The sequence below is a fragment of the Pseudomonas sp. LBUM1647 genome, assembly GCF_059716175.1.
Genome location: NZ_CP166809.1, coordinates 1162025 through 1188055, shown reverse-complemented (window position 1 = coordinate 1188055; position 26031 = coordinate 1162025). Strand labels below are relative to the sequence as shown.

Annotated in this window: 22 protein-coding genes, 1 tRNA gene and 2 pseudogenes; 16 read left to right on the top strand and 9 right to left on the bottom strand. The window is 57.5% G+C overall.

Annotated elements, in window-relative coordinates:
• Position 1: 1 nt before the first annotated feature.
• Positions 2–772, bottom strand: coding sequence for a tRNA (cytosine(32)/uridine(32)-2'-O)-methyltransferase TrmJ (gene trmJ / locus ACA059_RS05305; protein ID WP_046046028.1), 771 nt, complete (start codon positions 770–772; stop codon positions 2–4).
• 146 nt (positions 773–918) lie between these two features.
• On the opposite strand from trmJ, the gene suhB reads away from it, so the two are divergent.
• Complete coding sequence (suhB, locus tag ACA059_RS05300; RefSeq protein WP_033061458.1) at positions 919–1734, top strand: type III secretion system regulator SuhB; 816 nt, start codon at positions 919–921, stop codon at positions 1732–1734.
• Positions 1735–1985: 251 nt separating this feature from the next.
• Here suhB and ACA059_RS05295 read toward each other — a convergent pair whose 3' ends face one another.
• The 6 genes from ACA059_RS05295 to queA form a co-directional block, all read right to left on the bottom strand.
• Positions 1986–2534 carry a glycine zipper 2TM domain-containing protein gene (locus tag ACA059_RS05295; protein WP_497632991.1) on the bottom strand — a complete coding sequence of 183 codons (549 nt, stop codon included), beginning with the start codon at positions 2532–2534 and terminating at the stop codon, positions 1986–1988.
• A gap of 120 nt (positions 2535–2654) precedes the next feature.
• Positions 2655–3569 (bottom strand): protein translocase subunit SecF, encoded by a 915-nt coding sequence (gene secF / locus ACA059_RS05290; protein WP_497632990.1) that lies wholly within the window; start codon positions 3567–3569, stop codon positions 2655–2657.
• Positions 3570–3578: 9 nt separating this feature from the next.
• The gene (gene secD / locus ACA059_RS05285; protein WP_497632989.1) at positions 3579–5447 is read right to left on the bottom strand and encodes a protein translocase subunit SecD; all 1869 of its coding nucleotides are present in this window, start codon (positions 5445–5447) and stop codon (positions 3579–3581) included.
• A gap of 63 nt (positions 5448–5510) precedes the next feature.
• Entirely contained in the window at positions 5511–5846 is a 336-nt protein-coding gene (yajC, locus tag ACA059_RS05280) for a preprotein translocase subunit YajC (RefSeq protein WP_008147715.1), read from the bottom strand.
• 43 nt (positions 5847–5889) lie between these two features.
• Positions 5890–7005 (bottom strand): tRNA guanosine(34) transglycosylase Tgt, encoded by a 1116-nt coding sequence (gene tgt, locus ACA059_RS05275; protein WP_497634626.1) that lies wholly within the window; start codon positions 7003–7005, stop codon positions 5890–5892.
• A 5-nt stretch (positions 7006–7010) separates the two neighbouring features.
• On the bottom strand, positions 7011–8060 hold the full coding sequence (queA, locus tag ACA059_RS05270) for a tRNA preQ1(34) S-adenosylmethionine ribosyltransferase-isomerase QueA (protein ID WP_064679573.1): 1050 nt from the start codon (positions 8058–8060) through the stop codon (positions 7011–7013).
• A 107-nt stretch (positions 8061–8167) separates the two neighbouring features.
• Here queA and ACA059_RS05265 point away from each other — a divergent pair.
• The 6 genes and pseudogenes from ACA059_RS05265 (at position 8168) to ACA059_RS05240 (ending at position 14128) form a co-directional block, all read left to right on the top strand.
• Positions 8168–8252 (top strand) — tRNA-Leu (locus ACA059_RS05265).
• A gap of 161 nt (positions 8253–8413) precedes the next feature.
• Entirely contained in the window at positions 8414–8743 is a 330-nt protein-coding gene (locus ACA059_RS05260) for a hypothetical protein (RefSeq protein ID WP_497632988.1), read from the top strand.
• Between the two features lie 29 nt (positions 8744–8772).
• A pseudogene (locus ACA059_RS05255) lies at positions 8773–9194 on the top strand (transposase); the annotation flags it as partial.
• Positions 9195–9771: 577 nt separating this feature from the next.
• Positions 9772–13491, top strand: a complete 3720-nt coding sequence (locus ACA059_RS05250; RefSeq protein ID WP_497632987.1) for a hypothetical protein — start codon at positions 9772–9774, stop codon at positions 13489–13491.
• 87 nt (positions 13492–13578) lie between these two features.
• Positions 13579–13859, top strand: a pseudogene (locus tag ACA059_RS05245) (transposase domain-containing protein); the annotation flags it as partial.
• On the top strand, positions 13856–14128 hold the full coding sequence (locus tag ACA059_RS05240; protein WP_497632986.1) for a hypothetical protein: 273 nt from the start codon (positions 13856–13858) through the stop codon (positions 14126–14128). The pseudogene ACA059_RS05245 and the gene ACA059_RS05240, both read left to right, overlap by 4 nt.
• Positions 14129–14347: 219 nt before the next feature.
• Here the strand turns inward: ACA059_RS05240 and ACA059_RS05235 are convergent, their stop codons facing one another.
• Positions 14348–14689, bottom strand: coding sequence for a potassium channel family protein (locus tag ACA059_RS05235; RefSeq protein WP_497632985.1), 342 nt, complete (start codon positions 14687–14689; stop codon positions 14348–14350).
• 417 nt (positions 14690–15106) lie between these two features.
• Here ACA059_RS05235 and ACA059_RS05230 point away from each other — a divergent pair, with 417 nt between their 5' ends.
• The 8 genes from ACA059_RS05230 to ACA059_RS05195 all read left to right on the top strand — a co-directional run bounded on the left by ACA059_RS05230 (position 15107) and on the right by ACA059_RS05195 (position 23644).
• On the top strand, positions 15107–15583 hold the full coding sequence (locus ACA059_RS05230) for a formate dehydrogenase subunit gamma (RefSeq protein WP_497632984.1): 477 nt from the start codon (positions 15107–15109) through the stop codon (positions 15581–15583).
• Positions 15583–17142, top strand: coding sequence for a formate dehydrogenase beta subunit (locus tag ACA059_RS05225; RefSeq protein WP_497632983.1), 1560 nt, complete (start codon positions 15583–15585; stop codon positions 17140–17142). Before ACA059_RS05230 ends, ACA059_RS05225 begins: the two co-directional genes overlap by 1 nt.
• The gene (gene fdhF / locus ACA059_RS05220) at positions 17139–20021 is read left to right on the top strand and encodes a formate dehydrogenase subunit alpha (protein WP_497632982.1); all 2883 of its coding nucleotides are present in this window, start codon (positions 17139–17141) and stop codon (positions 20019–20021) included. The genes ACA059_RS05225 and fdhF overlap by 4 nt, the downstream gene beginning before the upstream one ends.
• Positions 20018–20239, top strand: a complete 222-nt coding sequence (locus tag ACA059_RS05215; protein ID WP_283189968.1) for a formate dehydrogenase subunit delta — start codon at positions 20018–20020, stop codon at positions 20237–20239. Before fdhF ends, ACA059_RS05215 begins: the two co-directional genes overlap by 4 nt.
• A gap of 169 nt (positions 20240–20408) precedes the next feature.
• Entirely contained in the window at positions 20409–22331 is a 1923-nt protein-coding gene (locus ACA059_RS05210) for an alkaline phosphatase D family protein (RefSeq protein WP_497632981.1), read from the top strand.
• A gap of 46 nt (positions 22332–22377) precedes the next feature.
• The gene (locus tag ACA059_RS05205) at positions 22378–22881 is read left to right on the top strand and encodes a P-loop NTPase family protein (protein WP_497632980.1); all 504 of its coding nucleotides are present in this window, start codon (positions 22378–22380) and stop codon (positions 22879–22881) included.
• A 25-nt stretch (positions 22882–22906) separates the two neighbouring features.
• Positions 22907–23344, top strand: a complete 438-nt coding sequence (locus tag ACA059_RS05200) for a bleomycin resistance protein (protein WP_497632979.1) — start codon at positions 22907–22909, stop codon at positions 23342–23344.
• A 66-nt stretch (positions 23345–23410) separates the two neighbouring features.
• Positions 23411–23644 carry a hypothetical protein gene (locus ACA059_RS05195; protein ID WP_497632978.1) on the top strand — a complete coding sequence of 78 codons (234 nt, stop codon included), beginning with the start codon at positions 23411–23413 and terminating at the stop codon, positions 23642–23644.
• 133 nt (positions 23645–23777) lie between these two features.
• Here ACA059_RS05195 and ACA059_RS05190 read toward each other — a convergent pair whose 3' ends face one another.
• On the bottom strand, positions 23778–24953 hold the full coding sequence (locus ACA059_RS05190; RefSeq protein ID WP_497632977.1) for an aspartate aminotransferase family protein: 1176 nt from the start codon (positions 24951–24953) through the stop codon (positions 23778–23780).
• Between the two features lie 102 nt (positions 24954–25055).
• On the opposite strand from ACA059_RS05190, the gene ACA059_RS05185 reads away from it, so the two are divergent.
• On the top strand, positions 25056–25961 hold the full coding sequence (locus tag ACA059_RS05185; RefSeq protein ID WP_497632976.1) for a LysR family transcriptional regulator: 906 nt from the start codon (positions 25056–25058) through the stop codon (positions 25959–25961).
• Positions 25962–26031 lie beyond the last annotated feature (70 nt).

The following is a 26031-nucleotide window of genomic DNA, read 5'->3' as shown; positions in this document are numbered from 1 at the left end:
TTTAATCCTTCCGCTTAAGAAGCTCACCACGGGCCGCTTTCTGGGTTTCCGTGAGGATGCCACGCAATATATTCATTTCCGCCCGGCTGACCGAGCTGCGTCCGTACAACCGGCGCAGGCGCGCCATCAAGTGCCGTGGCTTTTCCGGATCGAGGAACTCAATGGCCACTAGGGTTTGTTCCAGGTGCTCATAGAATCGCTCCAGCTCATCCATGGTCGCCAGCTCACCACTTTTGGTGGACGCCACTTCATCCTTCTCGACTTTGCTCGGCTGACCTTGGGCCGCGAGCCAGGACATACGCACTTCATAGCTCAACACCTGCACCGCCGCCCCAAGGTTCAGCGAACTGAACTCAGGGTCTGATGGGATGTGCACGTGATAATGACATCGCTGCAGCTCTTCATTGGTCAGACCGGAATCTTCACGACCAAAGACCAAGGCGATTTCAGCGCCCTGCGTTGCTTCCTCGACCACTTTCACACCGCATTCGCGGGGATCGAGCAATGGCCAGGGAATGCGACGGTCACGGGCGCTGGTGCCGAGCACCAGATTGCAGCCGACCAAGGCATCTTCCAAGGTGGCGACGACTTGCGCGTTTTCAAGGATGTCACCGGCACCGGAAGCACGAGCATCGGCTTCGTGATGCGGGAACAACCGCGGTTCGACCAGCACCAGCCGCGACAGGCCCATGTTCTTCATGGCACGCGCAGCACCGCCGATATTCCCGGGGTGGCTGGTATTGACCAGGACGACACGAATGTTTTGCAGCAAGGGAGGCGCTCTCGAACACTTTAATGGGGAGCAGAATCTTACAGCTCAACCTACCGTTAAGCTATGAAAGCGAACACTGACCTTCACCTGTAGAAACTTTCTGATAGAATGCCCGGCTTTCTTTAACAACCTTAGGTGACACATCCATGCAGCCCATGCTGAATATCGCGCTGCGCGCCGCCCGCAGCGCCAGTGAATTGATCTTCCGCTCCATCGAGCGCCTGGATACCATCAAGGTCGACGAAAAAGACGCCAAGGATTACGTATCCGAGGTGGATCGCGCCGCCGAGCAGAAAATCATCGACGCGCTGCGCAAGGCCTACCCTACCCACGGCATTCTCGGTGAAGAAACCGGCATGCACCCGGGTAGCGGCGAAGGCGAAGACTACCTGTGGATCATCGACCCACTGGACGGCACCACCAACTTCCTGCGCGGCATTCCTCACTTTGCTGTCAGCATCGCCTGCAAATACCGCGGTCGCCTGGAACACGCTGTTGTTCTGGACCCGGTTCGCCAGGAAGAATTCACCGCCAGCCGTGGTCGCGGCGCCCAACTGAACGGTCGTCGCCTGCGCGTCAGCGGCCGCACCAGCCTGGACGGCGCCCTGCTGGGTACCGGCTTCCCGTTCCGCGATGACCAAATGGACAACCTCGACAACTACCTGGGCATGTTCCGCGCCCTGGTTGGCCAGACCGCCGGCATCCGCCGCGCTGGCTCGGCGAGCCTGGACCTGGCTTACGTTGCGGCCGGCCGTTTCGACGCCTTCTGGGAGTCGGGCCTGTCCGAATGGGACATGGCTGCAGGCGCCCTGCTGATCCAGGAAGCCGGCGGTTTGGTGAGCGACTTCACCGGCGGCCACGACTTCCTTGAGAAAGGCCACGTCGTTGCCGGTAACACCAAGTGCTTCAAAGCAGTATTGACGGCCATCCAGCCGCACCTGCCGGCCTCGCTGAAGCGCTAAGCGAGCAGCCACAAAAAAAGCACTCTTCGGGGTGCTTTTTTTATGCCTGAAATTTGCCCACAAGAACACCGTAGATCCCTGTGGGAGCGGGCTTGCCCGCGAAGGCGGAGTGTCAGCCACCATTAATGGTGCAGATGATGACGCCATCGCGGGCAAGCCCGCTCCCACAGGGGTTAGTGGTGCAGCGAAAATAGCGAGCACAAAAAAAGCACCCCGCAGGGTGCTTCTTTTTGAATCTGAATTTCAGCTATTTACTGAGCCGGCTCATTCTGCCCCAGAACCAGCTTGCCTTCCTTGTCGACCGGAATCTGGTTGCCCGGATCGCGATCCATCCGCACTTTGCCTTCCTTGCCATCCAGCGAATAACGGACGTCGTAACCTACAACCTTGTCGCTGATGTCATTCACCGTGTTACAGCGCGTTTGAGTCGTGGTGTAGGTATCACGATTCTGCATGCCTTCCTGAACCTTGTTGCCGGCGTAACCGCCGCCGACCGCACCTGCAACGGTGGCAATCTTCTTGCCCGTACCGCCACCGATCTGGTTACCCAGTAAACCACCCGCCACGGCACCCAATACGGTACCGGCGATCTGGTGTTGATCTTTCACCGGCGCTTGCCGGGTTACTGCAACGTCCTTGCACACTTCACGTGGCGTTTTGATTTGTGTCTTGACCGGCTCAACGGCTAGAACTTGCGCATACTCAGGGCCGCTTTTAACCAGGCTGTAGGTGGCAACAGCACCCCCGGCAGTTACACCGACAGCACCCAATACCGCACCAACCAGCAACGACTTGTTCACATGAACCTCCTGACCATCACATACGGGACAAGCCCGCGCTTCTCCCAGCCTTGGAGCATAAAAAAAGGCGCGAGTTCAATACTCGCGCCTTTTCGGCCGACAGCTGGAAAACGATAGCCGTTATGGGCGGTCGTCGACTTCCTTATCGGTAGCCACTGTAGGAATCAGATCCTCGGTGCTCAGGTTCAGCCAGATCAGCACGACGTTGGCGATGTAGATCGACGAGTAGGTACCCGCCAACACACCGACAAACAGCGCGATAGAGAAGCCGAACAGGTTGTCGCCACCGAAGAACAACAGGGCCGCGATCGCCAACAAAGTGGAGATCGACGTTGCCATGGTCCGCAGCAGGGTTTGCGTGGTCGAGATGTTGATGTTCTCGATCAGGGTCGCCTTGCGCAGTACGCGGAAGTTCTCACGAACCCGGTCGAATACCACGATGGTGTCGTTGAGCGAGTAACCGATAATCGCCAGCACCGCCGCCAGCACCGTCAGGTCGAAGGTGATCTGGAAGAACGACAGGATACCGATGGTCACGATCACGTCGTGAATCAACGAAACGATGGCACCGATCGCGAACTTCCACTGAAAGCGGAAAGCCAGGTAGATCAGGATGCCGCCGAGCGCCATCAGCATGCCGAGGCCACCCTGGTCGCGCAGCTCTTCACCGACCTGCGGGCCGACGAATTCGACGCGCTTGACCGTCGCCGGGTTATCGCCGCCGACCTTCAGCAGCGCTTCAGCTACCTGATGACCCAGTTGCGGGTCTTCGCCAGGCATACGCACCAGCAAATCGGTAGTCGCACCGAAGCTCTGTACGATCGCCTCGTGATAGCCCGATGTAGCCAGCTGCTCACGCACCTTGGTGACATCGGCCGGACGCTCGTAGGTCAGCTCGATGAGCGTACCGCCGGTGAAGTCCAGCCCCCAGTTCATGCCCTTGGTGGCAACACTGAACAACGCCAGTGCGGTAAGGAACAATGTGACGCCGAACGCAAAGTTGCGAACGCCCATGAAGTTGATTGTACGTAACATGGCAGCCCCTTAAATCCACAACTTCTTGAAGTCACGACCGCCAAAAATCAGGTTGACCATCGCGCGGGTCACCATGATGGCCGTGAACATCGAGGTAAAGATCCCGAGGGACATGGTCACTGCGAAACCTTTGACTGGACCGGTGCCCATCGCAAAGAGAATCCCGCCGACCAACAAGGTTGTCAGGTTGGCGTCGAGAATCGCGGTGAATGCCCGGCCGAAGCCTTCGTTGATTGCCCGTTGTACGGTCATACCCGCCGCAATCTCTTCACGTATCCGCGAGAAGATCAGAACGTTGGCGTCGACGGCCATACCCATGGTCAACACGATACCGGCGATACCCGGCAGGGTCAGCGTTGCACCCAGTAGCGACATCAGGGCCAGCAGCAGCACCATGTTCACCGCCAGAGCGACGGTGGCGATGATGCCGAAGAAGCGGTAGATGGCCATGATAAACAGCGAGACAAACAGCATGCCCCACAGCGATGCATCAATACCTTTGACGATGTTGTCGGCACCCAGGCTCGGGCCAATGGTGCGCTCTTCAGCGAAGTACATCGGGGCAGCCAGACCACCGGCACGCAGCAGCAGCGCCAGTTCGGACGACTCGCCCTGGCCGTTCAGGCCAGTGATGCGGAACTGAGCACCCAGCGGCGACTGGATGGTCGCCAGGCTGATGATCTTTTTCTCTTCCTTGAACGTCTGGACCGGCACGTCTTTCTCGACGCCATTAACCACTTGCTTGACGTAAGTGGTAACCGGACGTTGCTCGATAAAGATCACCGCCATGCTGCGACCGACGTTGCTGCGGGTCGCACGACTCATCAGCTCGCCACCGTGGCCATCCAGACGGATGTTCACTTCTGGCGTGCCGTGCTCGCCGAAGCCAGCCTTGGCGTCAGTCACCTGGTCACCGGTGATGATCAAGCCACGCTCGATCTGTGCTGACGGACGATTGCCTTCACGGAACTCGAAGGTTTCGGAGGTAGCTTTCGAAGCACCCGGCTCAGCAGCCAGACGGAACTCAAGGTTGGCCGTCTTGCCGAGGATACGCTTGGCTTCGGCGGTGTCCTGCACGCCCGGCAGCTCAACCACGATGCGGTTGGCGCCCTGACGCTGAACGATTGGCTCGGCAACACCCAGCTCGTTGACGCGGTTACGTACCGTGGTCAAGTTCTGCTTGATGGAGTATTCGCGGATTTCCGCCAGCTTGGCCGGGGTCATCGCCAGACGCAGTACCGGTTGGCCATTGAGGTCGGCCGGAACAATGTCGAAATCGTTGAAGCTCTTGCGGATCAGCGTACGGGCTTGTTCGCGGGCTGCTTCATCAGTGAAGCCCAGCTGAATGGCACCGTTGAGTTGCGGCAGGCTGCGATAGCGCAGTTTCTCTTTACGCAACAGGCTCTTCACATCGCCTTCGTACACTTTCAAGCGAGCGTCGAGGGCTTTGTCCATGTCCACTTCCAGCAGGAAGTGCACACCACCGGACAAGTCCAGACCCAGCTTCATCGGGTGCGCGGCCAGGCTACGCAGCCATTGCGGGGTGGTTTGTGCCAGGTTCAGTGCAACGACGTAGTCATCACCCAATGCCTTGCGCACGACGTCTTTGGCAGGTAGCTGATCTTCAGCCTTGGTCAGACGAATCAGACCGCCCTTGCCGTTTGCTGCCAGGGTGGCAGCCTTGACGTTGATACCGGATTCCTTGAGCGCTGCGCTCACACGATCCAGATCAGCCTGATTGACTTGCAGCGCAGTGCTTGCACCGCTGACCTGAATGGCCGGGTCATCAGGATATAGATTGGGAGCGGAATAAATCAGACCGACCGCCAGCACCGCCAGGATCAGAATGTATTTCCACAGAGGGTATTTGTTCAGCATCACGCCGCCCGCTTATGACGCGGGGCGCCTTGCGCGCCCCGTCGATTGAGTAGAAGTTGAAACTTAGATCGCTTTCAGCGTGCCTTTTGGCAGCGTGGCGGCGATGGCGCCTTTCTGGAACTTCATTTCGATGGTGTCGGAAACTTCCAGAACAACGAAGTCGTCTGCCACTTTAGTGATCTTGCCGGCGATACCACCGGTGGTCACAACTTCGTCGCCTTTCTGCAGGCTGCTCAGCAGGTTCTTCTGCTCTTTGGCGCGCTTGGCCTGTGGACGCCAGATCATCAGGTAGAAGATGACCAGGAAACCGACCAGGAAAATCCACTCAAAGCCGCCACCCATTGGGCCTGCAGCAGGTGCAGCCGCGTCAGCCATGGCATTAGAGATAAAAAAGCTCATTTAGCACTCCAGTTGCAAATGTTGAATCTTGGGGTCAGAAAACTCAGTCCAAAGGCGGAACAGGAAGCCCGCGTTTGGCGTAGAAGGCATCGACAAAGGCGGCCAATGTACCCTGTTGAATAGCCTCGCGCAAACCAGCCATAAGCACCTGGTAATGGCGCAAATTGTGGATGGTATTCAACATGCTACCCAGCATTTCGCCACACTTGTCCAGATGGTGCAGATAAGCACGGGAGAAGTTCTGGCAGGTGTAGCAATCGCACGTCGGATCCAGCGGCGTATCATCATGGCGATGGAACGCGTTACGGATCTTCAGCACGCCTGTATCAATGAACAGATGCCCATTGCGGGCATTACGGGTTGGCATCACGCAATCGAACATGTCCACACCGCGGCGCACACCCTCAACCAGATCTTCCGGTTTGCCAACGCCCATAAGGTAACGAGGTTTGTCAGCCGGCATCTGACCCGGCAGGTAATCCAGGACCTTGATCATCTCGTGTTTCGGCTCGCCCACTGACAGACCGCCAATGGCCAGACCATCGAAGCCGATATTGTCGAGACCTTCCAGGGAGCGCATGCGCAAATCCTGGTGCATACCGCCCTGAACGATGCCGAACAGTGCCGCCGTGTTGTCGCCATGGGCTTCTTTCGAACGCTTGGCCCAACGCAACGACAGCTCCATCGATACCCGCGCGACGTCTTCGTCAGCCGGGTACGGGGTGCATTCGTCAAAGATCATCACGATGTCCGAGCCCAGATCACGCTGGACCTGCATCGACTCTTCCGGGCCCATGAACACTTTGGCGCCGTCGACCGGAGAGGCGAAGGTCACGCCCTCCTCCTTGATCTTGCGCATGGCGCCCAGGCTGAACACCTGGAAACCGCCGGAGTCGGTCAGAATCGGGCCTTTCCACTGCATGAAATCGTGCAGGTCGCCGTGCTTCTTGATCACTTCGGTGCCAGGACGCAGCCACAAGTGGAAGGTGTTGCCCAGAATGATTTCCGCGCCCGTGGCGGTGATATCCCGCGGCAACATGCCCTTGACCGTGCCGTACGTGCCCACCGGCATGAACGCCGGGGTCTCGACGGTACCGCGCGGGAAGGTCAAACGACCGCGACGAGCCTTGCCGTCAGTAGCAAGTAACTCAAACGACATACGACTCATACTGTTTCCTCAGGGCCGCGTGGCGCCGGATTACGGGTGATAAACATCGCATCACCGTAGCTGAAAAAGCGGTAACCATGCTCCACCGCTGCTTTATAGGCAGCCATGGCTTCGGGATAACCGGCGAACGCCGAAACCAGCATCAACAGCGTGGATTCGGGCAAATGGAAGTTGGTGACCAGGGCATCGACCACATGGAACGGCCGGCCCGGGTAGATAAAGATGTCGGTGTCGCCACTGAACGGCTTGAGCACGCCATCGCGCGCGGCGCTTTCCAGAGAACGCACGCTGGTGGTCCCCACGGCCACCACGCGACCACCGCGAGCGCGGCAGGCTGCGACGGCATCGACCACATCCTGGCCGACTTCTAGCCATTCGCTGTGCATGTGGTGGTCTTCGATCTTCTCGACGCGCACCGGCTGGAAGGTGCCAGCGCCGACGTGCAAGGTCACGAACGCAGTCTCGACGCCCTTGGCGGCAATCGCTTCCATCAGCGGCTGATCGAAATGCAGCCCCGCCGTCGGCGCCGCTACCGCGCCCAAACGCTCGGCGTAGACCGTCTGATAACGCTCGCGGTCCGAACCTTCATCCGGGCGGTCTATATAAGGAGGCAACGGCATGTGCCCGACGCGATCGAGCAGCGGCAACACCTCTTCGGCGAACCCCAACTCAAACAACGCGTCATGGCGCGCCAGCATTTCGGCTTCGCCACCGCCATCAATCAGGATCTTCGACCCCGGCTTCGGCGACTTGCTCGACCGCACATGGGCCAGCACGCGATGACTGTCGAGCACCCGCTCCACCAGGATTTCCAGCTTGCCGCCGGAAGCCTTCTGGCCAAACAGCCGCGCCGGAATCACCCGGGTATTGTTGAACACCATCAAATCGCCCGGGCGCAAATGCTCGAGCAAATCAGTGAATTGACGGTGTGCCAGGGCGCCGCTGACCCCATCAAGGGTCAACAGGCGACTGTTGCGACGCTCGGCCAAAGGATGGCGGGCGATCAGCGAATCAGGGAGCTCGAAGGTAAAGTCAGCAACGCGCATGATGGGGTTCGTCTAGCAGGGCCGGGAAGTCTAGCGGAAATATCAAAAATTCTCCATGTACCTGATTGACCGACGGTTATCTCATCTCTATACTTCGCCGCCATTGAGCCCTGATGGCGGAATTGGTAGACGCGGCGGATTCAAAATCCGTTTTCGCAAGAAGTGGGAGTTCGAGTCTCCCTCGGGGCACCAAAATTAAGAAAGGTCTTGCTTTGCAAGGCCTTTTTTTTCGTCTGCAGGAAAGTGAGCCCACCCCGCCACCCCGTAGGAGCTGCCGAAGGCTGCGATCTTTTGATCTTGCTTTGAGGCGCAACAACCCAAACCGCTCGGCTAACGAATCAAGGATTCACACAATGGAATTGCCACTGGAAACCGTTGCCCTTTTCGCCCTCAAGCTGGCTTATGAGTCGGAAGGTGAAAGTCCGATTTTGCGGGACGATCCGATCATGAGTGATTATGAGCGGGAGGTGTTTGGGTTGTTGGTGCGTCGGGGGGATGTTGACGCGATCCAGTTTAGAGTGGCGCATTGTGTGGGTTTGGCGATGGAGGCTTTGGGTGGTATGGGGACGCCGTTGGGGCGCGAACTACACAAGTTGTCAGCTGATTTCAGCAATGCGCGGACGATGCAGCAGCTTGATGCACCGCTCATCGCGCTCAAGGATTATCTGAAAGAAATTCAATGAATGAAGGCAGGCGGCCTATAAAGCGCGAACTGCTCAAACAGCTCACCAAGATGCTCGTCGAACGAGCCCTGGAAGCTGAAATGACCGAGCACCTGGGTCATGACAAAAGCGCAGCGGTTACCAATGCCGAAGGAAATGCTCGCAACGGCCATAGCAGCAAAACGCTCAAGGGCGACTTTGGCGAGCTACCGCTGAAAATTCCCCGTGATCGCCAGGGAATGTTCGAGCCCTCGATTGCATTCACGGCAAAGTGCGCGACAGCGGCGCGGTCAGAACCAAGGCGGTTTACTTGGCCATTGGCGTCAATATGGACGATCGAAAAGAAGCACTAGAATTGTGGATCGCATGGACTGAAGATTCCAAATTCTGGCTGAAAGTAGTCACAGAGCTTCAAACACGCAGAGTAAAAGGCATCTTCATCGCCTGCGTGGACGGGCAATCCCGTACACCACCAAGCGCTTGATTTAAATCGCTCATAATCTCAGATCGCTAACACTCCCCCTTGCGCCACTAGAACCTGGTAGGTTTGCAACGCATCACTGCTGCCTCCGAACATGAGCTTGCATGCTCTAACACGCAGCCTGCAACTGACGTTCAATTATCGGCAGTGAATAACTCAGCAATAAGTCCGATCAGAGGAACCGGCCAGGAATGACTGGTAACGCGTCTGACATCGCCTTTTTTTACATACCACTCATCGAATAACGTATTGCCCAAAGTTTGCATGAACAGCCAGCAGCCCTTTCATGTGAGGAACTGGGTAGAAGATACGCTGCAAGCCAGCCTCAAACACAACGTCACACACTAATCTCTGTCACAAAGCAACTTCAGCGTCCTAGCTATATAAACCCCACAACACAATACCAACACCAACACCAACACCAACACCACGAAACAACACGACAAGCATTCTGACTTCCTTATTGAATTAAACACCCGCATTCTTCAGCAGCACTACCTCAGCAAATCACCACACACAACACAACAATATTCACACTTCCAAATTACTGAACAGGCAGACCTTATTTATGACCCAATTAAACTTGCAATCAACTAACCACCTGCATCACTCTAAAACCTCCAAAGAAGGCGATGATCGTGAAAAACTACAAATCATTAACGTATTGTACTCGGCACTTGCCGACCAAAAAAGAAACATAACCGTAATTTGGCGGGAACAGTCCATTTTACCTGTCGAAGGCTCCAGCCTTTGCGAGACCCAAGCCCCCTTCTTCCACATATTGGCAAAAATGAAGAAGAAAGAAGAATTCACAGCAATCTTGCAACAGGTTAGCGTTCCCGACTACAACCCCGTCTTTGTTGACGCCGCGGGCAGCATCTTTGTTGCACGTGCAGTCGATTTTATTGACATTACAAGCTACGTCAAAAACAAACCGACACTTCTGGATGATTTGTCAGTAATCGCTGAAGGCGCGAAATTGACGGGCGACCGCGTATGCTGGGATAACTTCTTCTTCGTTGAGCAGTGGCTCGAATTTCACGGATACCCACTACCAGCAAGCATCGCCCAGACAGAAAATCTGATTGCATTTCTAAAGTTGCAACTTCCTCCCAGCCCCCCGTCGGGAAACTATTGGGCGCCCTTGATGTCCCCCACCGAATCGGCACTACAGTTAACCTCCGAGGACAAAAGTGTCATCGCAGAGTTGATTAAGGAACTGACCGCGGGCAAGAGAAGCCTACTGGAATACATCAGCTACACAAATATATCGCTGATTACTCGTGAACAGATGAGAGAAAATGCCGAGGCAATATTGCAGAGCGTGTTGCGACGAGCATCTGCAAAGGCATTGGGGCGAAAAATACATGAGCGCCTTGGTTGGCAAATGATTACTGATGATGAAGCCGCTAATGATGAACACCTCGCACTATCTGTCCTGGCCGCCCTCATTATCGACTTCGACCCTTCGGCCGGGGGACAGAGAAACATGGTCGCTGGGTACGATCTTTATCAGCCCTCCAACCTGGGGCGCACGACCGAAGACGTGCTCTGCGATATTGAGGATCACCTGATTGTCCATGCAGGGGTCCCTCCTTTCGCAGCCCCGCTTGCAGCACATGTTTTACTCGCGGGTACGGCACCTGAACTATTGATAAAAAACCTTTCGTCTGTCGTACTTGTTGGTACACCGGGTTGGATTACGCTGTGTCGCGCGGTAAGCATTGTGGAGATAAACGAACCCGGGGCTTCGCGCTCGATGACCTACTCCGAATTGTTGGAGGTGTCTGCTATTGCACCGCTGAACCAGTCCCATGCACTGCTCCTTGATAGCCTGGCAATGTATCCGATTATCGATTGGGCTGTCATGAATGACTTTCTGAAGTATAACGCGCAAGGAGAATACGGCGAAGACCAGCTCAAGTGGGCGCTCTCTCGTTATAACGCTTATGCCGAGGCACTGGCTCAATCTATAGACGCGCTCGCCAGCCCATTGCCCAGTCGGCGAGAGATAACCCTCAACGAGTTGCATCGAGAACTTCCTAAGGGCGATTATTTAGGAAAAGATACGCTCAGCATGGAAGTTGACACAAACTTCTTAGAGGGGATGTTCACCGATACAAAATATATTAACTATTCAATCGTCGACTTGCACATGTCCGGCGAATTGGTAATTAATGGGAAACTCTCTCCAAAACTTAAGCTCAACGGCAAACAGCCAGAGGCGTCCAGGGCACTGAAATACCTTCACAACTTAAAACCCATAGCGCCTCAATTTGAACAGGCGTTCGATCAATATTACACGCACTTGATAACAGGTCTGGCGACCAGCATAAAGCTCGCCTTGTCGAACTTGCCGGAGCAGGACCGACTGTTCATCACTCAAGGCCAGTTGAAATGCTACACCGTCAGAAAGAGTTATTGGAAATATGAAACACTAAATGACCGAAATGCCATCAGAGGCCGCTACGGCGTTATTATCTCAAGTGAATACAAAGGACAAATCCGCGCCTATGAGTTATTCACACTAAGGGGCGAATGTCGTTATCGACCAGACTTGGTTAGATTACTGATCGCCAACAATCTCATCAATGCCACACCCAGCGTGACGTCTACAGCCTCTCATGAAAAAGTTGAAGTCTTGCAATGGCCGCTAGATATCGAGGCCTATATGGATGGTGGATCGGCACGCTCCGATCAGCACTCATGGGTGGTGGTTGAAAAACTCTGTGATGTGTTCCCGGACCAGCAGTACATCAACCCAATTCCAACGAGCCAGACTGTTACATTTTTTATGCCGCAAGTGGGTGAAGTCGCTTACTCGCTCTTGAAGTACAACCCGATAGCCACACGTCCAGAACTCTATGCCTCGGCGAAAGGTGTAACTAAAATGGAGGAAGACCGAGCGCGAGATGAAGCATTAGAAACGGCAGTGATCGATATGATCGTACCGTTCAAAAAGTGCATCGAAGATATTTCCTCTGGCGAAGACGAGCGTATTGTCGACGGTGTGAAAGGCTGCATACTTGATGGATTGGGTCTCATAGGGGGGCTGATTGGCGTCAGTGGCAAGATCGCCAGTATCGCGGCCAAAAGCGGACCTCTGACCTCTAAGGTGTTGAGTATCGTCAAAGTCAGCAGCAGCTTTGCTGTGTCGATGTTCAATCCGCTCGACGGCGTGCCGTCGCTAGTACACGGCGGTGCACGCCTTTTCAAAAAAGGTGTCATACAGCTGAGCAAAAACGGGGCCAATACGATTGACTTAGCCACTTACCAAATTCGGCGACTGACAGGCAGTCCGCAAAGTTATGACTTAATTAAAGCAGCCAACCGTAGCGATGTTGTGCCCGGAATGTGGAAGTCAATTGAGAACGGTTCCGAGTCGATCAGCCTTCTGGCCATCAAGCGTCAGGACAGTTGGTATGCACTCAATCTCGCCACCGGCAAGCCTTGGGGCAAGAAACTAAGTAACTTCCTGTCTAGTGACGCTGCCCATTTGCCTTTGAAAGCGAGACTGTTCCCCACAAGCTACGTACGATCAGTGATGATCCATGCGCTGCCAGGCGCGAGAAACAAGGCGAAGAGCGCGTTGAGCATGCTCGACAACCTCGAAGAGGCATCGGATGTTAAGTTTATTACCAAGACTTTTCTGGGTACTGACACAGCCGACGGTTTAAAGTCATACAGAACTGCGCTCGAAAACATGAGCAACGACTTGAAAAAAGTATCCATTGACAATATCAATATCAAGTCCAGCCTTCCTGACGACATGGCGATGGCATCACTGTCGCAGGCTAACTACAAGGTATGGGCGGGGGCGCCGTCGAACAACGAAAAGTTCATAAATATGTACACCTCTCGAATCTGTGGCTACCACAAGGAAACTGGCTTTAGTACTTCAGCCATGTCCGATGCGCTGCTCCATGAAATCTCTCACGGCAAGCCGCACACCTTCGATTACGCTTATGCCGGCAGGCAACTGGAGAACAGGACCAAACCGGGTGATGTCGACGTCAGGGAACTTATGAACCTGTCCAAAGGCCGGGAATTTGTTGATCGCTCGAGTAATTTGATGGGGGCTCACATCGGGGAGCTGTTCAAGCCCGGTGTCAATATCAGGAACCCTGCCGCAACCAATGCTGACTCAATCATGATGACGACTTCATTGCTTGATCAATTGGCAACCAACAAGGCGGGATTCCAAAGCAACGTCGCTAAGTTACGCCAGATGCTAAGTGAAGCAGGACCGGGACGAATCGCTCAGCCAGTATTGTTAAATGTGATCTGACGTTATCATGACTGCCCAACTTCCATAGTGTGCTGTTCTCTAAATAATTTACCCATTCCCCCGTGAGGCCATTGTCTCGCGGGGCCATCCCGGCTGGAGCGTTACATCGAGGCCGGCTTTTTACCGATAGACAACAATGCCGCCGAAAGAGCAATCAAGCCGTTTGTTATCGGTCGCAAGCATGGTTATTCAGTGACACGCCCAAGAGTGCCACCGCCAGTGCGCAGATCTACAGTTTGGTCGAGACTGCCAAGGCAAACGGTCAGGAGCCCTATACGTGACTGCGCCACGTACTGGAGCGATTACCGCAGGCTGTGTTGGTTGAAGACTTTGAGGCGCTGCTACCCTGGAATTGGAGGGCATCATGAGTATCAATATTGATCATCTGAGTGTCGATGAGTTACTGACGTCGAATCATCAATTATCGATGATGCAATTCCATCCAGGAGCACGGGTAAGCTTCGACTCACCCAGTGGTGAGCGCCTGTCTGGCACGGTCATGAAGTTCAACCGCAAAACCGTCACTGTGGCAACCGACAACGGCCAGCGCTGGAATATTTCGCCGCACTTGCTTTCACCGATCAAAAACGTACAGGTGGAGATGGTGGTGGATATCAGGCCACAAAAAATGAAGTAACTGCGCCACGAACCGCCAGCATGATTTGATTTCACTCCAATCTCACGCGCCGTCTGCTTGGATTGGCGGGGTTTATGGATCAGTTACGCTCCTTTGATGTGAACATGGATCCTCCGCCTCACCCCACTCACCCGCCAGGCCACACCGTCACCTTCGATCAATTGCACTGATCAGTTCTCAACCATGCTCCAGCACAACCGACCAAGCCAACGGCTTCCGCTATTCCCCCTGCCCCGTCGCCCGCACAGCAATCTCAATCGCCCTAATACTAATCGCCGCAAATATCGCCGTCATCAGCACCCCGTTAAATCCCAGCAAAATCGCCAGCACCCGCGAGACGGCCAGCTTGGGGACGAGTTCTCCATAACCGATGGTCAGGCCGGTCACGAACGCGAAGTAGATCCCGTCAAAAGGATCCCATCCCTCCAGATAGCTGATGATCAGGCCGAACAGCACAATCAAAAACAGCAGGATGGAAAAAATTGGCCAGACAACGTGAAAGTAGAACCTGACTGCTTTGTAGAACTCTCGACGGACGTGCGATGCATGAGTGGTGTTCATGTCATGGACCCCTTGGGGGTTAGCCTGACCGGCAATTGAATGCACGGCGTTCCAACACCCCTTCAGCTTGGCACAAGCGAGCTCGATGCCCCGCTCATCGCACTCAAGGATTACCTGAAAAATACTCAGTGAGCGAACGCCTCGGGCTGCGCTCTTCTAGACTTAATAGGTAGTCGTAGACAGAACCGAACACGTCGCTTTGGTGCAGTTAAATCAAAGGCAGCGTGGCAATCTGCCTTTTATGCCCTTTAAGAGGTGCGGCAAAGACCGCGCCGGGCACAACAAGATGCCCGCTCAGGGTGCCCTGGCCAACGGCCTGAAATTGCCACGATACCGTGACGTGGTGTGAGTGCCGCAGCCGACACTTTCGGACGACCGACAACCATCTGGTTTGTCCGTGACCGTGAGGATTGCTGAATGCCTGATGAGATGTTGCACCTGCCTATGGTCAACAGCCTGCTGGAGCGCCACAAGGGCTCCCCGGGCGCACTGTTGCCCATCCTTCATGATATTCAGGAACGCATCGGTTACATCCCCGATGCGGCCATTCCCGAGATTGCCCACGCCCTCAATCAGAGTCAGGCCGAGGTTCGCGGGGTGATCAGCTTTTACCATGACTTCCGTACCGCGCCTCCGGCCCGGCATATCCTTCGTCTGTGCCGCGCCGAGTCGTGCAAGAGTCGCGGCGCTGAGCAGCTCGCGGCGCAGTTACGCGAACGTCTGCAACTGGACGACCACGGCAGCAGCGCCGACGGCAGCATCAGTTTGCGGCCGGTGTATTGCCTCGGCGCCTGCGCCTGCTCGCCCGCCCTGGAGCTGGATGGTCAGGTGCATGCGCGGCTCAGTGCCGAGCGTCTGGACGCCTTGCTTGATGCTTGCCGGGAGGACGCTTGATGCCAGTTTTCTATCTGTCCGGTGATTCGCTGGCCCGTGCCGTGGGTGCCGAAGAGGTTGCGGTAGCCCTTATCACCCATGCCCGGGGACGCTTTGTGCCTCTGGAGTTGCAACGCACCAGTTCCCGTGGCCTGTACTGGCTGGAACCGCTGCTGGAAGTGGACAGCCCGCGAGGCCGTATCGGCTTCGGCCCGCTGACCGCGGCCGATGTGCCGTCGGTGCTCGAAGCCCTGCGTGGCGATCCGTCTGCTCATCCGCTGGCCTTGGGCCTGGTGGAAGAGTTGCCCTATCTGAAGACGCAACAACGCCTGCTGTTTGCCCGCGCCGGCATCACCCAGCCGCTGTACCTTGATGAATATCGGGATCATGGTGGTTTCGAGGGTTTGAAAAGAGCGGTCACGATCGGTGGCGAACAGACCGCGACGGAGGTATTCGACTCAGGCCTGCGTGGCCGTGGCGGCGCAGCCTTCCCCGCCGGGATCAAATGGCGCACGGTGCGCGCCACCCAGGCGACGCAGAAATACATTGTGTGCAACGCGGACGAAGGCGACTCCGGCACCTTCGCCGACCGCATGCTGATGGAAGGCGACCCGTTCCTCCTGATCGAAGGCATGGCGATTGCCGGTCTGTGCGTTGGGGCGACTTACGGCTACATCTATGTGCGCTCGGAATACCCGGCTGCCGTGGCGACACTGCGCGCAGCGCTGGAGATTGCCCGGTCCAACGGTTATCTCGGCGCCAATGTCGGCGGCAGCGGCCAGGCCTTTGATATGGAAGTGCGAGTCGGTGCCGGCGCTTACATCTGCGGTGAGGAAACCGCGCTGCTGGACTCGCTCGAAGGCAAGCGCGGGATCGTCCGCGCCAAGCCGCCGATCCCGGCCTTGAAGGGCCTGTTCGGCCTGCCGACGCTGGTGCACAACGTGCTGACCCTGGCCTCGGTGCCGCTGATTCTGGCCAAGGGCGCGCAGTTCTATCGCGATTACGGCATGGGCCGCTCCCTCGGCACCATGCCTTTCCAGCTGGCGGGCAATATTCGTCACGGCGGCCTGGTGGAACGGGCCTTTGGCCTGACCTTGCGCGAACTGGTGGAAGACTACGGCGGTGGCACCGCGAGTGGCCGACCACTGAAAGCCGCTCAGGTCGGCGGCCCGCTCGGTGCCTGGGTGCCGCCGTCGCAATTCGACACGCCGCTGGATTACGAAGCGTTCGCCGCCATCGGCGCGATGCTCGGTCACGGTGGTGTGGTGGTGGCTGACGACAGCCTGGACATGGCTCACATGGCGCGCTTCGCCATGCAGTTCTGCGCCGAGGAATCCTGTGGCAAATGCACCCCCTGCCGCATCGGCTCGACCCGCGGCGTGGAGGTGATCGACCGCCTGCTGGCTGCGCCTGACCAGAGCGGTCGCGATGAGCAGGTGATCATCCTCAAGGACCTGTGCGACACCCTTCAATACGGTTCGCTGTGCGCATTGGGCGGCATGGTCTCCTTTCCGGTCGCCAGCGCCCTCAAGCACTTCCCCGCCGACTTCGGTCTGCAATCCTCGGAGGCCGACCAATGATCACTCTCTTCGACCCGAACACCGATATCGATCTTGGAACGCCGGCCCGCGACAGCGACGTGCAGATAACCCTGAACATCGACGGTCGCAGCATCAGCGTGCCCGAAGGCACCTCGGTGATGCGCGCCGCTGCGCTGCTCGGCACCACCATTCCCAAACTGTGCGCCACCGACAGCCTCGAAGCCTTCGGCTCGTGCCGCATGTGCCTGGTGGAGATCGACGGCATGCGCGGCTACCCGGCATCCTGCACCACGCCGGTCACTGAAGGCATGACCGTGCACACCCAGACCCCGAAGCTCGCGACCCTGCGCCGCAATGTCATGGAGCTGTACATCTCCGATCACCCGCTGGACTGCCTGACCTGCTCGGCCAACGGCAATTGCGAACTGCAAACCGTCGCCGGCCAGGTCGGCCTGCGGGAGGTGCGTTACGGCTATGAAGGCGACAACCATCTGGCCGAAGTGAAGGACACGTCCAACCCCTACTTCGACTTCGACCCGAGCAAATGCATCGTCTGCAACCGTTGCGTCCGTGCCTGCGAAGAAACCCAGGGCACATTTGCCCTGACCATTACCGGGCGCGGTTTCGAATCCCGGGTCGCGGCCGCCGGTGGCGAGAACTTCCTCGACTCGGAATGCGTGTCCTGCGGGGCCTGTGTGCAAGCCTGCCCCACCGCGACCTTGATGGAAAAAAGCGTGGTCGAACTCGGCCAGCCTGAACGCAGCGTGATCACCACCTGTGCCTATTGCGGCGTGGGCTGCTCGTTCCGCGCCGAGATGAAAGGCGACAAACTGGTGCGCATGGTTCCAGACAAAAACGGGCAGGCCAACCACGGCCACTCCTGCGTCAAAGGGCGCTTTGCCTGGGGCTACGCCACCCACCCGGATCGCATCACCAAGCCGATGATCCGCCAGCACATCAACGACCCTTGGCAGGAAGTCAGCTGGGATGAAGCGGTGACCTACGCCGCCAGCGAATTCCGCCGACTGCAACAGAAATACGGCCGCGATTCCATTGGTGGCATCACCTCCAGCCGCTGCACCAACGAAGAAACCTACCTGGTGCAAAAACTGGTGCGCGCCGCCTTCGGCAACAACAACGTCGACACCTGCGCGCGGGTCTGCCACTCGCCGACCGGCTATGGCCTGAAACAAACCCTCGGCGAGTCCGCCGGCACCCAGAGTTTCGACTCGGTGATGCAGGCCGACGTGATTCTGGTGATGGGCGCCAACCCCAGCGACGCCCACCCGGTGTTCGCCTCCCAGCTCAAACGCCGCTTGCGTGAAGGCGCGCGACTGATCGTCATCGACCCACGACGCATTGATCTGGTGGACTCGGTGCATGCCCGCGCCGAACTGCACCTGGCCCTGCGCCCGGGCACCAACGTCGCCATGCTCAACGCCCTGGCCCACGTCATCGTCACCGAAGGCCTGCTCAACCAGGCCTTTATCGACGCCCGTTGCGAGGACATTGATTTCGCTCACTGGCGCGAGTTCGTCAGCCGCGCGGAAAACTCGCCGGAAGTGCTTGGTGAGATCTGCGGCGTGGCCCCAGCCGACATCCGTGCCGCCGCGCGTCTGTATGCCACCGGCGGCAACGCGGCGATCTACTACGGCCTGGGCGTCACCGAGCACAGCCAGGGCAGCACCGCCGTCATGGGCATCGCCAACCTGGCCATGGCCACTGGCAACATCGGCCGCGAAGGCGTGGGCGTGAACCCGCTGCGTGGTCAGAACAACGTTCAGGGTTCCTGCGACATGGGCTCCTTCCCCCACGAGCTGCCCGGTTACCGACACATCTCCAACGAGGTCGTTCGCGCACAATTCGAACAGGCCTGGAACGTCACCCTGCAACCCGATCCGGGCCTGCGCATTCCCAACATGTTCGAAGCCGCCCTCAGCGGCAGCTTCAAGGGCCTGTATTGCCAGGGCGAGGACATCGCCCAAAGCGACCCGAATACCCAGCACGTCACCGCAGCCCTGTCGGCCATGGAATGCATCGTGGTGCAGGATATTTTCCTCAACGAAACCGCCAAGTTCGCCCATGTGTTCCTGCCGGGCTGCTCGTTCCTGGAAAAAGACGGCACCTTCACCAACGCCGAGCGACGCATCTCCCGAGTGCGCAAGGTCATGGACCCTCTGGGCGGCAAGGCCGACTGGGAAGGCACCGTGGCCCTGGCCAACGCTCTGGGCTACCCGATGAACTACCAGCACCCATCAGAAATCATGGATGAAATCGCCAGTCTGACGCCGACCTTCACCAACGTCAGCTACGCCGAACTGGATCGCCACGGCAGCCTGCAATGGCCGTGCAACGCCGCGGCACCGGACGGCACGCCGACCATGCACATCGAGGAATTCGTGCGCGGCAAGGGGCGTTTCATGCTCACCGGCTACGTGCCCACCGACGAAAAGGTCAACAATCGCTATCCGCTGCTGCTGACCACCGGGCGCATCCTCAGCCAGTACAACGTCGGCGCCCAGACCCGACGTACCGAAAACGTCGCCTGGCACGACGAAGACCGTCTGGAAATCCACCCGACCGACGCCGAGAGCCGTGGCATCAACGAAGGTGACTGGGTCGGCATCGGCAGCCGCGCCGGCCAGACCGTACTGCGTGCGCGGGTCACCGAACGGGTCGCCCCGGGCGTGGTGTACACCACGTTCCACTTCCCTGAATCGGGGGCCAACGTGATCACCACCGACAACTCCGACTGGGCCACCAACTGTCCGGAGTACAAGGTCACCGCCGTGGAAGTCAGCCGCGTTTACCACCCTTCCGAGTGGCAAAAACGCTATCAGGAATTCAGCGACGAACAGGACCGTTTGCTCAAAGATCGTCGTCAGGCGCGTGGCACTAAAGCCGAGGTACGCCGATGAGCACCGCCAATCTGATCAAAATGGCCAACCAGATCGCCCAGTACTTCGCCAGCCAACCGGACCAGCAACAGGCCGTGCTCGGCGTGCGTAATCACCTGCAGATGTACTGGACGCCCGGTATGCGCAAGGAGTTGTTGGCCTGGCAGACGGAGCATCAGGGGGCAGACTTGCACCCACTGGCGCAGGCGGCGGTCAGTGGGGCGGGCTGGGAGGCTTAAGTTCACATACGATCCCTTGGGATTAGCCCCGAGTTTTCGGGGCTTTCAATTGTGCTGCGCTTGGCGGGCGGGCAGCCTGTTTTTGCCTTGACTGTCGGATTCAAGCCCGTTGCATTTCATTGACATCAGCTGCGTTATCATTCCGCGCTTCTCTGTTCCAAAAACCCGGATGTCCATGTCTTTGCCACTGCCTGACGATCATCAATCCCTGCCCCCAGTCCTGGTCGGGCCGCTGTTACGGCGTCTGGAGCCCACGCGATTGGTGATGTGGCTGGTGGGGTCGCGGGCGCTGTCGCTGACGTTGCGTCTGCAAGATCGCGACGCTATCCACCTCGACGCGAGTCAGTGCACGGTCATTGCGGTGGGCACCCAGGCTTTTGTTCATTTGATCGATGTGTCGCTGGACGCCGTCCTGCCCTGCGACACGTTAATCGAATACGACCTGCTGATTGACGACGCTGGCACAGGCATCGCCGATTGGGCCCCGCACTTGCTGTACGGAGACGCCCGTTGCCCAAACTTCGTCCTGCGTAAACGGGCCGATCATCTGTTGCACGGTTCCTGCCGCAAACCTCACCATCCGGCCCCGGACGGTTTGCTGTGCGTCGATCGTTTGCTGGAGGCGGAGCCGGACGCACACAAACGCCCGGCGCTGTTGATGATGAGCGGCGATCAGGTCTACGCGGACGATGTCGCGGGGCCGATGCTGCGAGCCATCCATGCCTTGATCAAGCGGCTTGGGCTGTTCGAAGAGCACCTCGAAGGCGCGGTGGTCAGCGACAGCGCCAAGCTCTACGAGCACCCCGCCAGCTACTACCATCGTGCGGATTTGTTACCGGCGCTGGAGAGCAACAAAACCCTGCGCGAGCGATTTTTCGGTGGGGCGCGTAAGCCGATTTTCACCAGCAGCAGTGCCGACAACCATCTGGTGACGTTCGCCGAAGTCATGGCCATGTATCTGCTGGTCTGGTCGCCGACACCCTGGACATTGATCGCCCCGCAACCGCCGGCACTGACGCCTGCAAGACGCGAGCGTTATGCGCTTGAGCAGACGCGCATCGATGGCTTCAAGGCCGGTCTGGGAGGCGTCGCCCGAGCACTCGCGCACCTGCCGTGCCTGATGATTTTCGACGACCACGATATTACCGATGACTGGAATCTTTCCGCGCAATGGGAGGAAACGGCCTACGGCCATCCGTTCTCCAGGCGCATCATCGGCAACGCGCTGATTGCTTATATGCTGTGCCAAGGCTGGGGCAACAACCCGGATGCGTTCGGCGCAGTGCTGAAGAAGACCGGTGGATTGAGCGCGACCGGGCATGACCGCTACCTCGACAGTGACATTCAGGACGCGTTGATTGACGAACTGCTGAGATTTCAGAACTGGCATTACGTGCTGCCCACCAGCCCGGCCATCGTAGTACTCGACACCCGCACCCGGCGCTGGCGCAGCGAGATGAACCTCAAGCAGCCTTCGGGTTTGCTTGACTGGGAAGCCCTCAGCGAACTGCAACAGGAACTGCTCGATCACCCATCAGCCATCATCGTTTCGCCGGCGCCGATCTTCGGCGTCAAACTGATCGAAACCGTGCAGCGCGTCTTCAGCTGGTGCGGTTATCCCCTGCTGGTGGACGCCGAAAACTGGATGGCCCATCGCGGTGCGGCCCAGGTGATCCTGAACATTTTCCGACACTCGCGCACACCCGGTAATTACGTGGTGCTGTCGGGCGATGTGCATTATTCCTTCGTCTACGAAGTACTGATCCGACACCGCAAGGCCGGCCCGCGAATCTGGCAGATCACCAGCAGCGGCATCAAAAACGAATTCCCTCCCGCGCTGCTCGAGTGGTTCGACCGCCTCAACCGCTGGCTCTACTCGCCCCGCTCGCCGCTCAACTGGCTGACCAAACGCCGACGTATGCGCATTGTTCCGCATGTCCCAGAACATGCTGAAGCGGGTGAACGGCTGTGGAATTCGGCGGGGATCGGGCAAGTGTTCTTTAATGAAAAAGGACAGCCGCAGGAGATCTATCAGCACAACTCGAACGGTTCGCCGAAGACGCGGATGGTTGCGCCTGAGAATGACGACTGAAGGCATGCGATCGGATTACGGCTCCCTTACATGATCGGTGTCGCTCATGAACCTCACCCGAACCCTGATCATCGGCAACTCCGGTTCCGGCAAAAGCTGGCTGGCCGAACGACTGGCCAAGCACCTGCAAGTGCCATGGGTCGATCTCGACTCGATTCACTGGTTGTCCGACGAACACAGCATCGCCCGCCCCCGTGCCGAGGCGTTGGGCATGGCACGGGTGGTGGCCAGTGAAGAGCGCTGGGTGATCGAAGGCGTTTACGGCTGGATCATCAGCGAACTCTTGCCCCGGGCGACAGCACTGATCTGGCTGTGTGTTGAAGATGAGGAATGTGTTGCCAATGTTCGTCAGCGAGAGGCGCAGCGGGACAAGAATGACGAGTTGTTGATTGCATTGCTCGACTGGGCCGGCAGCTATCGTACGCGCGAAGAGTCCAGTGGATTTGCCGCGCATCAGCGTCTGTTCGAAGGGTTTGGCGGTTCGAAACTCAAACTCAGGGATCGAACCGAAATCACAACATTCACGAACACCGTGTTACAAGCCAACTAACTCACGCTGTTTACCAAGGATACGTATGTTTGCACGGAGCAAATTAGTCCCCGAATTAATGGTCACGGACATCAAGAAAAGCCTTCACTTCTGGACATCCCTGATCGGTTTTCAAATCGCCTATGAACGTCCCGAAGTCGGTTTTGCCTACCTCGATCAAAACGGCGTTCAGATCATGTTGGAGCAATACGACCCGGCCGAAGGCCAGTGGATGACCGGCGCACTGCAAGCGCCGTTCGGTCGAGGCATAAACTTTCAAATCACGGTCGATGTCGTCGAGCCGATACTCCAGCGCCTGGCCAACGTTGAATGGCCGCTGTTTCGTCCAAGCGCCGATGTCTGGTATCGCGCCGATGCGGTAGAAGTCGGCCAGCGCGAATTTCTGGTGCAGGACCCAGACGGTTATCTGGTTCGCCTGGTGGAGAGTTTGGGGGAGCGGCCGTTTACGTCCGTAAGCCACTGAGCCAAGAGATGGCTTGTTATTCGGATCGGGATTACATCGATCACGGAAACGTCTTTTGGTAAGTCGATGGATACTGAGCGTCTGTCAAATGCGGAAAAAACGATGCAAACCACCCAACAATCAGATAGCAATCACTTTGGAAAAGGCTGTGCTGCCAACTTCAAAGCAAGTGATGAAACCGCTTACCTTTTGAGTTCGAAAGCCAATGCGAAACGTTTGCTCGAGTCGATCGCTACTTTGAGGACAGGAACAACCAGTATCGGCAAGCCAATTACACCGACGGAAACGCCGATCATGTAGGAGCTGCCGAAGGCTGCGATCTTTTGATCTTCAGCGATTTCAGTTCCGGCCGAAATCAAGATCAAAAGATCGTCCGAACGCGGCCCGAACCTTCGGCAGCTCCTACGAGAGGTTTGCGTGATGCCTAGGGATGTCAGGCCACTCTCAGTGCCCGGCAAACCCCTCTCACGATCATCTCAACTTCCCGCTCATCAATCGTCAGCGGTGGCAGCAAGCGAATGGTTTTGCCCCGTGTCACGTTGATCAGCAAGCCGTGATCCCGTGCGGCGATCAGGGTCAGGTCGCGAATCGGCTGTTTGAGTTCGATGCCAATCATCAATCCCTGTCCACGGATCGCCAATACGTTCGGGTCGTCCGCCAACTCGATGCGCAATCTGGCCAGCAAACGCTCGCCCTGAAGCTTGGCGTTTTCCAGCAGCCCTTGTTCTTCGATGATCTCCAGAACAGTGCAACCCACGCGGCAGGCCAGTGGATTGCCGCCGAAGGTGCTGCCGTGACTGCCGGGGGTGAAGAGGTCGGCGGCTTTGCCTCGGGCCAGGCAGGCGCCGATGGGGATGCCGTTGCCCAGGCCTTTGGCGAGGGTCATGACGTCCGGAACGATGCCTTCGTGCTGAAAGGCAAACCAATGGCCGGTGCGGCCGATCCCAGTCTGGATTTCGTCGAGCATCAGCAGCCACGAGCGCCGGGTGCAGAGTTCGCGAATGGCTTTCAGGTAACCAGGCGGGGCCATTTGGACACCGCTTTCACCCTGAATCGGCTCCATCAGGATCGCCACGATGCGCGGGCCGTGGGCTTGCTGCACCTTGTCCAGCGCCTTGAGGTCACCGAATGGCACTTTGACGAAGTCCCCCGGCAACTCGTTGAAGCCCAGGCGCACGGCCGGGCCATCACTGGCGGACAAAGTGCCGAGGGTCCGGCCGTGAAAGGCGTTCTCCATGACCACCACCAGCGGTTGTTCGATGCCTTTGTGCCAGCCATACAGCCGCGCCAATTTCAGCGCGGTCTCGTTGGCTTCAGCACCAGAGTTGTTGAAGAAGGCTCGCTCCATGCCCGCCAATTGCGTCAGTTGCTGCGCCAGCCGCTGTTGCCAATCGATGCTGTAGAGGTTGGAAGTGTGCAACAGCAACCCGGCCTGTTCGCTGATGGCTGAGACTATTTTCGGATGGGAGTGACCGACGTTGGTCACTGCCACGCCCGCCACCGCGTCCAGGTATTCACGACCGGCCTGATCCCACAGGCGCGTGCCCAGGCCCTTGGTGAAACTCAAGGCCAAGGGTTGGTAAGTGCTCATCAGGCAGGCGGCAGTCATGACATCAAGCTCCATCAATAGTCGGTGTTTTTGCAGTATGGTTAGCCACCTGAGCTAGATAAACGCTGCAACACTTCAATCATTTTAAAGCTGAGCTTGATAATGGATTTGTTCCAGGCAATGACTGTTTACGTCCGGGTGGTGGAAACCGGCAGCATGACCGCCGCCGCGTTGCAGTGCGAAATGTCCACCACCATGGTCGGCAATCACCTGCGGGCCCTGGAGCAACGCTTGGGCGTGCGCCTGCTCAACCGAACAACGCGTCGCCAGCGGTTAACGGAATTCGGCACGGCCTACTATCAACGTTGCCGCGAAGTCCTGGGGTTGGTGGCCGACTCCGAGCGCCTCGCCGAACAGGCCCTCGACGAGCCGAGCGGCACCTTGCGCATCACCGCACCGCTGACGTTCGGCACAGAAAAACTGGCACCTGCCCTGAGTGAATTCGCCCTGCTGTGTCCACACGTCAAATTGGATGTAGTCCTCACCAATCGCCGTCCGGACCTGCTCGAAAACGGTTTCGACGTGGCGTTTCGCCTGGGAAATACCGTGGAGACCAACTTGATCGCCCGTCCACTCCTCGACTACAGCCTGACCATGTGCGCATCACCGGAGTACCTGGCGCGCAAAGGCACACCGGAGAAACCTGATGATCTGCAACACCACGACTGTCTATCCTTTGCCTATCCAGCCGGGGATGATTGGCAGTCGGTGGAAAAACATTGGCGCCTGACCGGTCCCGAGGGAGAAGTGGCAGTAGCGGTCAATGGACCGATGTTGATCAACAGTTCGGCAGGACTGCATCAAGCGGCGCGAACCGGTATGGGCATCGTGGTGTTGCCTGATGCGTTGATGGAGCAAGATCTCAAGGACGGAAAACTGGTGGCATTGATGCAGAATTACCTGCCGCCGAGCCGACCGATGAACCTGATGTATGCCCAGGATCGCTACCGTTTGCCAAAACTGCGTAGTTTCGTCGACTTTGCCTTGCAGAGATGGGGTAAGCACTAGCCGGCTCAATACGCCATCGACTAATCTCCTCGACAGGCGGGTCACTTAGATATCAGGGCGGCAGGGAGTG